The following is a 13,918-nucleotide window of genomic DNA, read 5'->3' on the forward strand; positions in this document are numbered from 1 at the left end:
ATTTCAAGTCAAACCACGCAAAAAGCGTAATACTTTTACTGTCAACGGGCCTATAAACTGTCTTGAATGATCTTAGGTGTCACAAATATCAGCAATTCTCGCTTCTCATTAATATCACGAGAGTTCTTAAACAATAGACCTAAATATGGGATGTCGCCCAAAATTGGGATCTTACTTACTGCTGTTTTCACTTCTTGCTGATAGATACCACCCAGTACGATAGTTTGACCATTTTCGACCAGTACTTGTGTTTGGATCTGTTGGGTATTGATTGCCGTCGCCGGGCCATTTGGCGTTTGCACGGTATCACCTTTAGTGTCTTGTGTAATCACTAAGTCGAGAATTATTTTATTATCAGGTGTAATTTGCGGTGTCACCTCCAAGCTTAAAACCGCTTTTTTGAAACTCACCGTCGTTGCACCACTTGACGATGCCTCTACGTAAGGAATTTCTGTACCTTGCTCAATACGCGCCTTTTTCTGATTGGCCGTGGTGATACTTGGCGTTGCGATTATCTCGCCTTTGTTCTCTTGTTCCAAAGCTGACAACTCGAGATCAATCAATGTACCATCCGCCAATTTGGCAATGTGCATACCAATACTACCAGCGGGAACCCCTTTCACGCCTAAATTAACGTTTAAGCGATTTTCCAAAGATGGGATGTTACCATTGGACAAAGCATCAGCGCCTTCCAGCGTACCAGATATAGCATCACTACCTTGCTGGTCGCTAAAACCCCAGCGGACACCTAAGTCTTCTTGTACGGTATCATCCACAGTAACCATACGCGACTCAATACGCACCTGTTTTACTGGCACATCTAAGGTTTCAACCATCCGGCGCACACTTTCAATACTGCGCGAAGTATCTTTAATTAATAGAGTATTGGTACGTTTGTCAACGGACACACTACCACGATGACTAATAATAGAGTTGATATCTGTTTTGAGTAAGTCTGCAAACTCTTCCGCTTTCGCGTAATTAAGTTGAATATACTCGCTATATAATGGCTCTAGCTCTTCCACTTGCTGACGCGCTTGTAATTCTTTGGCTTCTCTTGCTGCGAGTTCTTCTGATGGTGCAACCATCAAAATAGAGCCATCCATACGCTTATCTAGCCCTTTCACACGTAACACAACATCAAGCGCTTGATCCCAAGGTACACCGTCTAAACGCAGGGTTATATTGCCAGATACCGTGTCACTCGTTACCAGATTAAAGTTGTTTGTATCGGCGATGATCTGTAGTACGGAGCGAATTGGAATATCCTGAAAATTCAACGTGATTGGCTGACCTTTATACTCTTTTTTATCGCCAAAGGTTTTATTACCTTCGTCTTTTTCAACTGATAACGTAAAGATGTTATCAAGCTGCTGATAGGTAAACTTGAATGCCGCATTTGGCTCAATCACAATGCGGCTTTTATTGTCTTCTTTAAAGGTCTCGATACGAGATACCACAGTGCCAAAATCTAACACATCAAGTTCATATAACAGGTCTTCTGCAATATCAATATGGTGGAAGTCCGCAATGATTTTGCCACCGCGCTCTTGTACATCAATAGCCGCTTGATTGTGCTCAAGAAACGCGAGTACTTTCGCCTCACCTTTCTCACCGCGACGAAAATCGATAGCTTGAATTTGGTTAATAAATGCGGTGACTTTTTGACTTTGATCTTGTTCGGAGACAATCGGTTTGTTAGATACTTCCACTATCACCAGATTATTCTTAACCTCGGTTTTATATAGCTTCAGCTCATCCATGTTGATGGAAACGGCAAAACCGCCATCTCTGAGTTCACTAGTAATGCCTTGAATACCCGCCTTGTTAATGCTCAATGCTTTTAAGCTTTCTTCGAACTCAGCCTGCTGGAAAAATAATTCAATACTAGCACTTTCGCCAACAACTCGAACTTTTGGTTCTGTATTGAGTTTTTCGTCAAACACCAGTTGTAGCTGGGTTTCCCCTGTTGGCACAGGGTTATAGCGAATGTCATATAACATAGGAATGGCATGCGCAATTGACGAAAGGCCAACTAAGGCAACACCGAGCACAGAACGCCATAGTGTTCGAGTGCTTTTAATGGTTGATTTTATAACGTTATTGTTAGTATTCACTCGCGCCACCTTGTTCCGCTTCTAACATTTCCACTTTTGTTAGCCTTTCTTTCCAACATCCCGTTCCATCTGGGATCAATTCTAATAATTCTAAATGATCGGCATGCACACTTAGCACTTTGCCATGATATAAACCCATATATTCGCCACGTTTAACACGATATAACCCCTGCGTTGCCGCTTCGATTAGCGCCCAACGACCGTCAGATTTGGCGATAATGCCTTTCATGCGCAGATTATCCAATGGAAACTTCTCTAACGGATAGCGATCTCTATCTGGGTCTGGGTGTAAGCAGTTTTTAATTTGAACCAATTTATTTTCAATTACTTCAGGCTGCGGTGCAACAAAAGGGCTACGTAACTCCGAAGCACTATACTTAAATGGCTCATAGTCCTGCATTTCAGGTATAGGTTCGATTTTTGGCGTTGAGCTTGCTTTTACTTGATCAATAAATTCTTTTTGTTCTGCCGTACTATCATTACAACCTGAGATGAACAGCAATGTGGTTACGCAGAGCACTAACCGGATCATTTCTGACCTCCTTGCTCATAGCGATAAGTTTTTGCCACAACACTAAATACTAGCTCGCCGTTTCCTGCATTTTCGATTCTAAAATCGTGTAGGCTAACTATGCGAGGTAACTCAGATACTTTACTCACAAACTGACCAAATTCATGATACTTACCAATCACTTCTAACTTAATCGGTAATTCGGTATAAAACTCTTTGCGTACCTCTGGCATCCAGCCAATTTTTAGGAAGGTTAATCCGCTTGAGGTACCAACGTAAGTCAGATCATCAAGTAACCCAGGCGTTTCGTTGGAACTTGGCAGTCGTCTCAACAGCTCTGTAAATTGCGCTTCCATATCAATCATTTGCTGTTTATAAAGCTCTAGGTTGTTTGCTCTGGCGTATTTTATTCGGTAGCTCGTTCTCAGCTCTTGCTCCTTTTTAACCGCTTGGTCGTAGCGGTCAATTGAGCTTGAGACCATCAGGTTATAACCCAATACCATCATTAATAAAACCACTAGAATGGAACATAAAACTTTTACAGGAAAAGGCCAATGACCTATGTTGTCGAGCTCCAGCTCATTCCAATCGATTTCTTTTAAACTGCTTAAGTCAAAATTCATGCACTGTGCCTCCGCCCTATTTCGCTTTATCGGCTAAGTGGATGTCTTCATGAGACTTAACATAAAAATGCATGGTAAAATCACTCAGTAATTTTGAACTTTGCTCACCGGCTACTATACCTTGGATCACAGGTCGCTCTAATAAATAAGACGATTCAACTTGTCGTAGCATTTGTGATAAACGGTTGTTCGATTCACTTCGACCAATGACTTTGATCATATTGTCTTGCCGTTCAAGACTGGTGAGATAAACCCCAGCCGGAACCACTCGTGCTATTTCATCGATAATTTGCGTGCCGAGACTACGGTTGAGCTGTAACTCTTCAATAAGCCGAATGCGGCGCTGTAAGTTTTCTTTTTGCTTATTCAAGTCGTTAATAGCAACTATCCGGGAATCAAGTTGAGAGATCTCACTTTCGAGATAGCGGTTCTTAATTTCTTGCCCGGTTTTCAAGCCGTCATAGAAGCTGCCAAGCAAGTACATTAACAACAGACAAGCCGCGATGATCACCGCAATGATAGTCAAAAAGATTTGTTGCGACGCTTGCCTTTGCTGCTCGCGCCAAGGTAGCAAATTTATATGTGGCATGATGAGAAGCTCCTTAGTGCTAAGCCTGTCGCTAAGGCGAACTGCGCTTTATGCTTTTGCAGCACATGCCTATCTACTTTTGGTGCAATCTCCATGTCTGTAAACGGGTCTGCCACTATTGTGTGGATCCCAAGCTCATCAATAAGCAGTTTATCTAAGCCATGTACCAAAGCTGTTCCACCCGTCAACACGATGTAGTCAATATGATCTTTACCACTAGTCGTCATAAACATTTGCACTGCTCGACGAATTTGCTGCAGCATAGAAGTTTGAAAAGGAGCCAAGACTTCAAAGGTATAGTTTGGCGGTAAATCCCCCGTTGTTTTTGCCAGTTCTGCCTCATCGTAGGTTTTGTTGTAATAAGCAACAATACTGTTGGTATATTGCTCACCACCAAACACTTGGTCACGGGTATAAATCGTTTTCCCAGATTGAATAACGCTTATCAACGTAAGCACAGCGCCAATATCTATCATTGCTACGATTTTATCAAAGGCATCATTTGGCAGTTCAGGGTAAATGACGTCCATAGCTCTACTTAGTGCGTAGTTTTCTACATCAACAACTTTCGCTTTGAAACCAGCTTCTTCCAATGCGCCTACCCGTGCTTGCACGCTTTCGGTACGAGCCGCAGAGAGCAGCACATTCATTTTTGACGGATCGGCTTCGTTTACTCCAATTTTTTCAAAATCTAGACTAACTTCATCTAACGGGTAAGGGATCAGGCTATCTGCTTCAATAGCTATCTGGGACTCAAGTTCAGCATCAGTTAATGACACATCCATAAAGATCACTTTTGTAATCACGGTCTGACCGGATACGGCAACTGCTGCATATTGCGTGAGCTTTGGAATGCGCCGCTTCATTTTAGTTATCGCGTTGCCGATCGCTTCAATGTCTTGAATGGCCCTTTCATTTACTGCTCCTTTCGGAATAGGTTCAATCGCAACGGCTTCTACTCGGTAGCTGGAACTTGTCTTCGACAGCAACACCGCTTTGACACAATGGGAACCGATATCGATCCCTATCATCAGAGGTGCTTGTTTTTTTAGTAGTTGGCTCAGCATGTGAAGCGCCTGTTTCCTTTTAAGACTGTGTACCATAAAAATTTAGCACACAAAAATATTAATCGTTTTTTAATCAAGATATACTAGCAGTGTCTACCTGTAATTGGGAGTCTAACTAGGGATAATTCCGTGAAATTATTGAAAAGATTTTTACAATTCGTTTTTGTTTGTACCCTTTTAGGCGTGTTGACACTTATCAGTCTTTATTATTATGTCAAATCTGACATACCAAGTGTAGAGGTTTTGAAAGATGTTCAACTACAAACACCCATGCAAGTCTTTACACGAGACGGAAAACTCATCAATCAGTTTGGTGAAAAGCGCAGGATCCCTGTACGTTTGCAGGATGTTCCACTCCCCATGCGCAAAGCATTCTTAGCGACAGAAGATAACCGTTTTTACGATCATTTCGGCATTGACCCGATAGGTATCATCCGCTCCGCTTTAGTGCTTATCACCACAGGGCAAAAAAAGCAGGGAGCCAGTACGCTCACCATGCAACTTGCCAGAAACTTTTTCTTAACAAGAGAGAAAGCCTATATTCGTAAAGTGAAAGAAATCTTTATTGCGTTGCATATTGAGCAGCTATTAACGAAAGATGAAATTTTTGAGCTTTACTTAAACAAAATTGAACTGGGTAATCGTGCCTTTGGTATCGGTGCAGCAGCACAAGTCTACTACGGTCGCTCACTATCAGAATTAACGTTAGCAGAAATGGCAATGATTGCAGGCCTGCCAAAAGCGCCCTCCGCATTAAATCCAATTCGTAACCCAGAGCGCGCGCAATTGCGCCGGAATGTTGTGCTCGGACGAATGCTTGCTGAAAAGTATATTACCCGAGCAGAATATGATGAGGCGACACAAGCTCCCATCACAGCTAAATTCCATGGTGCCGAGATTGAGCTGTATGCACCTTACATTTCTGAAATGGTTCGCGCCTATATGGTCGAACGCTACGGTACTGATAAAGCCTATAACTCTGGCATGAAAGTTTACACCAGTGTGGAATCTGACATGCAACAGGCTGCTCAGCATGCATTAGTTGATAATTTACATGCCTACGATATGCGTCACGGCTTTAGAGGCGCAGAAGAAACCTATTGGCATGCTGAGACGGAATCGCCGCTCAGCCATGAAGACATTATTACTCGCCTTAAAAAGGTCAATGAAATTGGGCCTTTAAAAGCGGCTGTGGTGCTAAACATTGCAGAGAAAACAGCCGACCTGCTCTTAAAAACCGGTGAGCAAATTACATTGGAATGGTCAGGCTTAAGTTGGGCTAGACAATACATCAGTGAAACGCGTCAGAGCTTACCACCAAAAACAACCGCAGATATCCTCGCGCCGGGCATGCAAGTGTTTGTCCGCAAACAAGACGGCGACTGGACGTTAAGTCAGTTACCGCAGGCATCCAGTGCTCTTGTCTCACTCGATCCGCAGGATGGGCGTGTAAAGGCGATTGTGGGTGGCTATAGCTTTGAGCTTAGCCAATACAATCGTGCTACCCAAGCTAAGCGTCAAGTGGGTTCAAACATCAAACCCTTTATTTATTCATCCGCATTAGAAAATGGCTATACCCTAGCCACCATCCTTAATGATGCCCCGATTAATCATTGGGACAGAAGCGTTGGCGTGGCTTGGCGTCCAAAAAATAGCCCTGAAGTGTATAACGGCCCAATTCGTATTCGCCGAGCGCTTGCACAATCGAAAAACGTGGTATCTGTTCGTTTGATCAAAGGCGTTGGCATAAATAAGGCTGCGGATCACTTGCTTAAATTTGGTTTTCAAGACGCAGATATTAATCGCAGTGAGTCATTGGCGCTTGGTAGTGCTGCACTGACTCCTATTGAAATGGCGCGCGGCATGGCCACTTTTGCCAACGGCGGTCACCTGATTGAGCCGTACTTTATCGATAAAATTACCGACTCATTCGGCACTGAGCTGGGTTCGGCAGAGCCATTATTGGTCTGCGACGAACAGCAGCTGGAAGAACAACCTGAGCGCTGTGCACCGCAAGTGATTTCGGAGCAAAACGCATTTCTGATTGCTGATGCACTTCATAGTGCAATCTGGGGTGGCGGTAGCTGGAAACATGACACGGGCTGGAGCGGCACAGGCTGGCGTGGTCAATGGTTAAAACGTCGTGATCTTGCTGGAAAAACGGGTACCACCAATGACTCGGTAGATACTTGGTTTACGGGCTTTAACCGTAATGTCCTCACCACAGTTTGGGTTGGCTTTGACGATGCGAGTAAATCCTTGGGTCGTGCGGCCTACAACGCTAACCTTGGTGATAACCAACTTGTTGGCGCAGAAGCAGGTGCGATTTCAGCACAACCTGCTTGGATAGACTTTATGCGTGAGGCACTTAAAGATGAGCCTTTGGCCCCGATAGAGCCACCTCCAGGACTTATCTCAACTCGGATTGATTTAAAGACAGGGCTGTTGTCTCGTAAGAACGATTACACATCTCGGTTTGAGTATTTCGAACAAGGTACGGCCCCAACCAAATACGTATTAGATACGGATAGCAGCACACCGTTTGACGATACCGCCCCGCTACCCACTCACGAAGAGTTATTCTAAAATAGAAATGCCGATACAGATGTATCGGCATTTTTGTATTATATCTATTTTCTTAATAGCGTTATTTTAGATTTTGCGTCAACCAGAATAAATCGGAATGTATTCCCGCGGCTGTCACTTCTTTGCCTGCTCCGGGGCCTTGGATCACCAGTGGGTTTTGTTCATACCATTTAGTGTGGATCACAAAAATATTATCACCCGGTGTTAAATTCGCGATTGCCGAGCCGTTTGGTACCTGTGCAATGCCTACTTTTGCAGACACTTTGCCATTGCTTGCAATTTCAAGCGCACCAGTATAGCGAAGCGCAGCGTCATTCGCTGTGGCCTTTGCATAGTGTGTCGCATAAAAGTCATCGAGTTGCTGGCGATTTTCTAAAAACGTTTGCCATGACCCCACACTCAAGGACTCAGGCATTAACGCCTCTAATTCAATATCGTCAAGCTCAAGTTCAATGCCTAACTCTCGTGCTAAGATCAAAAGCTTACGCTGCATATCTCGGCCAGATAGGTCTTCTCGCGGATCAGGCTCGGTAAAACCAAGTTCTTGCGCCCCAAGCACTAGCTCAGAAAATGCTTCAGAACCATCATAGCGACTACAAAGCCAAGATAAAGTGCCAGAAAAGACACCTTCAATTCTCACCACTTCATCGCCACTATTTTGCAGATCAGCCAATGCAAAGTTAATGGGAAGACCTGCGCCAACACTGGTGTTGTAACGCCATAACAGGTTACGCTCTTGCAACTGCTGACGCAGCATTGAGTACCAACCTTGTTGTGCCGTGCCGGCATATTTATTAGCGCTGATCAAATGGCAGTCATGTTCAACAAACTGTGGATACAACTCACTGAAACGCTCGCTCGCAGTAATATCGACCACCACTTTATGCTCGTAATCTAGCTCTTTAATACGAGTGAATAGCTCGGCTTCATTGTATTCGATGGCCTCATTTTGCCATTGCTGTTGCCACGATGCTAAGTTCAACCCGCTTGGACAGAACAACATTTGCTTAGAACGCAGTAAGCCAACCAACTTAAGGTCAAAGTGCTCACTCAGCTTAGCGACTTGGTTTTTGCATTGTTCGATAAACACTTCACCCACATTGCCAACACCAGCCACAATCACAGCAAGCTCTCTGCCTTTATTGACCAAACGTTCGTGCAATATGGCAAGTAGGTCGCTATCAATTGCTTGATCGCTTAACACTAAGCTGTAATGACGCTCTTGCAGCACAAAACGGGTGACAATCGCATGTTCATCCAATAATTCCAGAGCTTGCTGATGTAACCCAGCAACATCCTGACTTGGTGCAACAATAGCAAAGCCTTGAACTTGCGACTCAATAATATTGGCTCGTGAATCTAGCGCTTTGATCACAACATGGCTAAATTCAGATGGCACCAATAAGTGTGCCTCTCCACCTTTAACAAAATGATGAATGCTATGCTGGATAAGCTGGCTTAGCTGTTTCACTTCACCACTTTTTAGCTGCTCAACGCGTAACAGGTCAAGTTGTCCAAAAGTGGTAATAAAGCGCTTCTCTTTGCTATAGCCTGCCTTTACTATCTCAGTGCCAAGTGCATCGGCATCAAAGCTGCTACGAACTTGTAGTTTTATATCGGTATCTTTAAGTGGAGACAGCGTTTTTGCATGCAGTACCGGATTACCTAATCGTGCGAGTAATTCAGCTTGGCCACGACATACCTTAGTGTATTTTATAGCATTGGCGACTTTACGTGGATCCGTACTGAATACGCCAGTTGTATCCGTCCAAATTGATACTTGAGCCGCATCAAGATAACTTGCCAACAAAGTTGCGCTATAGTCACTGCCATTTCGACCTAAAGTCACCGTTTCACCTTGTGCATTTGCGGCAATAAAACCAGTAACGATATAGATAGCGTGGTCATCAATTGCGCGATAGCACGCTTCTTTATTATGGGCGTGTAGTAACACCCCATCCTGTTGTACAAATAACGTACGAGCGTCGATAGCTTTGGCTTCAATACCTTGAGAGTTTAGGTAGTTTGCTAATATACGAGCCGACCATAGCTCTCCATGTGCAAGTAAACTCGCGTAGTGAAGTTGATGCTCTTCTCGCCCTAAAGCGATTGCCTGCAGCTCATTGACGAGCTGTTTGAGTAACACACTGTGTTGTTCACCTACAAACAGAGCATCAATTAATTCTCGTTGATGATTTTCAACTTGTAATAAAACATCGTTGAATGCACGAACATCTTGCTGCTCAAAGCTTTGCCATAACTTCACTAGAGTATTCGTTGTTTTTCCTGCAGCAGAAACCACAACACTGTCACCTAGTTGACATTGCTCTAACACTATCTTGGCAACCGCCTGATAACGCTCTGGCGAGCTTAAACTCGAACCACCAAACTTATGTACTACTTTTGCCATTTACTCACCACAACGCTACTGTATGTGCAGGCGTTAACTTGAATGACTTAGCATCATCACTCGCCTGACTTTCATCAATACATGCAAATCCCGATTCCAGATCTGCAATGAGATCCTGTGCATCTTCAATGCCCACAGAAATACGAATTAACGTGTCGCCCACTCCCGCTTCTAAACGTGCTTGCGGATCCATACCTGCGTGTGTCATCGTCGCTGGATGGCAAATAAGACTCTCAACCCCACCTAAAGATTCTGCCAATGAAAAATGCGTTAGAGACGTTAAAAACTTCGCTGAAGTTTGCAGATCGCCTTTGATATCAAAGCTCACCATACCACCAAAACCGAGTTGTTGTTTTTTCGCAAGTTCGTGTTGAGGATGCGACTCAAGGCCTGGGTAATAAACTTGGCTAACATACGGGGACTTTTCTAAATACTCCGCAATCAGCTGGGCATTTTCTTGATGCTGGCGTAAACGCACGTTTAAGGTGCGCAGTCCACGTAAAGTAAGATAACTATCAAAAGGCGCGCCGGTAATACCGATATTATTCGCCCACCAAGCTAACTCATCACCCAACTCCTGCGTACGCGCGATCACCGCGCCCCCCACGACATCAGAATGGCCATTGATATATTTAGTAGTTGAATGCACGACTACGTCTACGCCAAAGGCAATGGGGTTTTGTAGTGCAGGAGACAAGAAGGTATTGTCGGCGGCGACCAAAGCCCCCACAGCGCGTGCTGCATTTACGACAGCTTCTATATCCGTTAGCCTTAATATTGGGTTACTTGGTGTTTCAATCCAAACTAATTTAGGTTTGATCTGCTGCAGCTGTGCAAGACTTTCAGGTTGCGTGAGATCCAACACGGCTAATTTGAGCAGTCCACGCTTAGCAAGCGATGTAAACAAGCGATAGCTACCACCGTAACAGTCATGTGGAATAACCAGCGTATCGTCATGGTTAAGTAGCTGAGTTACTAGGTGAACAGCAGCCATGCCAGTGGCGGTAATAATGCCACGAGCACCACCTTCAAGTTCAGTCAGTGCCTGTGCAAGCACATCACGATTAAAGTTACCACTGCGGCCATAATCGTAGTCGCGTTTGGTATCAAAATCGGCAAAAGAATAGGTGGTAGAAAGGTAAAGCGGTGGCACTACTGCCCCATGTGCTTTATCAGCTTCTATACCGTGACGCACTGCAATCGTCGATTTGTTAACTTGACTCATAAGGTCACCTAGATAGTTGGATGTTTAGACGTCTAAAAGGTTAGAGCAACAGAAACTAGAAGTCAAAACATTTATACTGCTAAATGGCTAAATAACTAGTATTTGACTATCTTTTTTAAACCGATAAAATTTCGCCACTCTAGGCGTTGCTAATACGACTGAGTTATTGAAAACTATGGCAGAGATTCTTCTATCTCGCTATAGCGGATTAGTTTATTCATCTATTTGAGTTTGGGATTTATCTTTAATTCGTAAGGTTATCCCTATATTCATGCGGTTGGTGAATAATGTAGACCAGAACCCAGTCATATTGGCATTGATGTAACTGAGGCAAGTACACAATTATGGCAAAATGGAACGGTGAGTATATTCACCCATATGCAGAACACGGTAAGAAAGCAGAGCAAGTAAAAAAGATCACGGTGAGCATACCTCTGAATGTACTCAAAGTGCTAACTGATGAGCGTACACGTCGCCAAGTGAATAATTTACGTCATGCCACGAACAGTGAGCTTTTATGTGAGGCGTTTCTACATGCCTTCACAGGTCAGCCACTGCCGAGCGATGAAGACTTGAGAAAAGATAATCCAGAGCGTATTCCGTTAGAAGTAAGACAAATAATGGAAGAGCGCGGTTTGGAGATCCCTGAAATAAACGAAGAGTGATAACTACTCTTTCTCTGTGGACATACAGACACAAAAAAAGCCTCAATCGAGGCTTTTTTTGTGTCTGTATGTCCACAGAGAAAGCCTCAATCGAGGCTTTTTTATTTGGATAATACCAATGGTATTATCCCATATATCCAGCTGGCATATCGATTTGTGCTACACCTGATTCAATTGCAGCTACCGCTACTGCTTTTGCGATACGAGGTAACAAACGCGGATCCATTGGTTTTGGAATAATATACTCAGGACCAAATTCAAGATTATCCACATCAGCCGCTTTTAACACTTCAGCTGGCACAGGTTCTTTCGCAATCGTTCTAATTGCTTCAACTGCTGCAATCTTCATCTCGTCATTGATAGCAGTTGCACGTACATCAAGCGCACCACGGAAGATAAACGGGAAACACAACACGTTATTTACTTGGTTTGGATAATCCGAGCGACCAGTCGCCATGATCAAATCATTACGTGCACCGTGTGCAACTTCAGGACTGATCTCTGGGTCTGGGTTAGAACAAGCGAATACCACTGGCTTGTCAGCCATTAACTTTAGATCTTCAGCAGAAAGTAAGTCTGGGCCAGAAACACCAACAAATACGTCCGCATCCGCAATCACGTCTTGTAACGTACGCTTATCCGTGTTGTTTGCAAACAACTCTTTATATTCATTTAGGTCATCACGACGAGTATGGATCACGCCTTTTCTGTCCAGCATATAGATGTGTTCTCGTTGAGCACCACACTTGATCAGTAATTCCATACAAGCGATAGCGGCTGCACCCGCGCCAAGACACACAATAATCGCATCATGAATATCTTTACCTTGGATTTCCAACGCATTCAGCATACCCGCAGCGGTTACAATTGCGGTGCCGTGCTGATCATCATGGAATACAGGAACGTCACAACGTTCGATTAGCGCGCGCTCAATTTCAAAGCACTCTGGCGCTTTAATATCTTCAAGGTTAATACCGCCAAATGTGTCTGCGATATTTGCCACCGTATTGATGAAGTCTTCGGTGGTGTTGTGCTTAACTTCGATATCGATTGAATCAAGACCCGCAAAACGCTTAAATAATAGCGCCTTACCTTCCATAACAGGCTTTGACGCCAAAGGACCTAAATTACCCAAGCCAAGAATTGCCGTACCATTACTGATCACCGCAACCATATTTCCTTTACCCGTGTAACGGTATGCATTCGCCGGATCAGCCGCGATTTCACGTACTGGCTCTGCAACACCTGGGCTATATGCAAGTGCTAAGTCTTTTACGGTCTCGGCAGGTTTAGTGAGTTCAACACTGATTTTACCTGGAACGGGCTTCTCGTGATAATCTAGAGCTTGTTGACGAAAATCTGTCATGGCGCGATATTTTCCTACGAAGTTAATGTGAGAGTGTGGTAAACGTTCGCATTCTGAATGTTGGCAACCTATCATGCTGGTTACAGCAACACACAGTGCGATTAACTATATGAGCGACGACATTTAACCACTCAACAAGCGTTTGTGCTTTGCTGTCGCGGTATGTCAATAGGACATATAGTTAATCGACCGTATTCACACAATACCGAGTTTTGCTCATTATTCAAGTAAAATCAGGTCTATCCACTAGCACGGTATTTTCTATACTTTTCCGAGAAGATAAGCTCAATTTTAAGAAATATTTCACAAATAATGTGACTAAAACTTAAAAAACAAGACGCTAAAACCAGCACAAAATGTAGAAAATTAGCACAGATGTACACTAACTATAAAAACAATAAGAAAATTGAAACTTAACTAATTTTAACGTCAAGATACCCGCATTTAGTCGCAAAATAATGACTTTAGTTTATATAAAGTGCTCATAGCTGATACTATTTACTATATGAGCTTTGATTATTTTCACAACTTAAGCTCGTAAATGTTCAGTATTTATCTACTAAATAGAGTTTTTACTCTACCCAAGAGATCAGTAAAGTTTTGCTGCCAAACTGGCAAGTTTTCTATTTTAGAAGAATAAAAGACACAATGAAGGCGTGATGACTGACGGTTTGTCTGTTGATGCAGAATAGCATGTATCAATCGGGAAGGTATTTTCAAACAGGCACAAAAAAAGCACCCTAAGGTGCTTTTTTCGAC

10 protein-coding genes are annotated in these 13,918 nt (G+C 43.5%); 2 read left to right on the forward strand and 8 right to left on the reverse strand.

What is annotated here, in order from left to right; translation table 11 throughout:
- Positions 1-50: 50 nt before the first annotated feature.
- Genes A587_RS0108650 through A587_RS0108670 form a run of 5 tightly spaced genes read right to left on the reverse strand, consistent with a single transcriptional unit; the run spans position 51 to position 4,907 of the window.
- Positions 51-2,117: a type IV pilus secretin PilQ gene (locus tag A587_RS0108650; protein ID WP_017217255.1), complete on the reverse strand. Its 2,067-nt coding sequence runs from the start codon at positions 2,115-2,117 to the stop codon at positions 51-53.
- Positions 2,107-2,649 (reverse strand): pilus assembly protein PilP, encoded by a 543-nt coding sequence (locus tag A587_RS0108655; protein ID WP_017217256.1) that lies wholly within the window; start codon positions 2,647-2,649, stop codon positions 2,107-2,109. The genes A587_RS0108650 and A587_RS0108655 overlap by 11 nt, the downstream gene beginning before the upstream one ends.
- Positions 2,646-3,251 (reverse strand): type 4a pilus biogenesis protein PilO, encoded by a 606-nt coding sequence (locus A587_RS0108660; RefSeq protein ID WP_017217257.1) that lies wholly within the window; start codon positions 3,249-3,251, stop codon positions 2,646-2,648. Before A587_RS0108660 ends, A587_RS0108655 begins: the two co-directional genes overlap by 4 nt.
- A 16-nt stretch (positions 3,252-3,267) precedes the next feature.
- Entirely contained in the window at positions 3,268-3,840 is a 573-nt protein-coding gene (locus tag A587_RS0108665; protein WP_010368911.1) for a PilN domain-containing protein, read from the reverse strand.
- Positions 3,828-4,907: a pilus assembly protein PilM gene (locus A587_RS0108670; RefSeq protein ID WP_017217258.1), complete on the reverse strand. Its 1,080-nt coding sequence runs from the start codon at positions 4,905-4,907 to the stop codon at positions 3,828-3,830. The genes A587_RS0108665 and A587_RS0108670 overlap by 13 nt, the downstream gene beginning before the upstream one ends.
- A gap of 129 nt (positions 4,908-5,036) precedes the next feature.
- On the opposite strand from A587_RS0108670, the gene A587_RS0108675 reads away from it, so the two are divergent.
- The gene (locus A587_RS0108675) at positions 5,037-7,493 is read left to right on the forward strand and encodes a penicillin-binding protein 1A (RefSeq protein WP_017217259.1); all 2,457 of its coding nucleotides are present in this window, start codon (positions 5,037-5,039) and stop codon (positions 7,491-7,493) included.
- Positions 7,494-7,554: 61 nt separating this feature from the next.
- Here the strand turns inward: A587_RS0108675 and metL are convergent, their stop codons facing one another.
- Both metL and metB read right to left on the reverse strand, forming a co-directional pair.
- Positions 7,555-9,903, reverse strand: a complete 2,349-nt coding sequence (metL, locus tag A587_RS0108680; RefSeq protein WP_017217260.1) for a bifunctional aspartate kinase/homoserine dehydrogenase II — start codon at positions 9,901-9,903, stop codon at positions 7,555-7,557.
- 4 nt (positions 9,904-9,907) lie between these two features.
- A complete protein-coding gene (gene metB / locus A587_RS0108685; RefSeq protein WP_017217261.1) occupies positions 9,908-11,128 on the reverse strand; it encodes a cystathionine gamma-synthase in 1,221 nt (406 codons plus the stop codon).
- 344 nt (positions 11,129-11,472) lie between these two features.
- Between metB and metJ the strand changes: the two genes are divergently transcribed.
- The gene (gene metJ / locus A587_RS0108690; protein WP_010368921.1) at positions 11,473-11,793 is read left to right on the forward strand and encodes a met regulon transcriptional regulator MetJ; all 321 of its coding nucleotides are present in this window, start codon (positions 11,473-11,475) and stop codon (positions 11,791-11,793) included.
- A gap of 124 nt (positions 11,794-11,917) precedes the next feature.
- Here the strand turns inward: metJ and A587_RS0108695 are convergent, their stop codons facing one another.
- Positions 11,918-13,159 (reverse strand): malic enzyme-like NAD(P)-binding protein, encoded by a 1,242-nt coding sequence (locus A587_RS0108695; RefSeq protein ID WP_017217262.1) that lies wholly within the window; start codon positions 13,157-13,159, stop codon positions 11,918-11,920.
- Positions 13,160-13,918: the final 759 nt, after the last annotated feature.

Source organism: Pseudoalteromonas sp. NJ631, from assembly GCF_000276645.1.
Lineage (GTDB): Bacteria > Pseudomonadota > Gammaproteobacteria > Enterobacterales > Alteromonadaceae > Pseudoalteromonas > Pseudoalteromonas piscicida.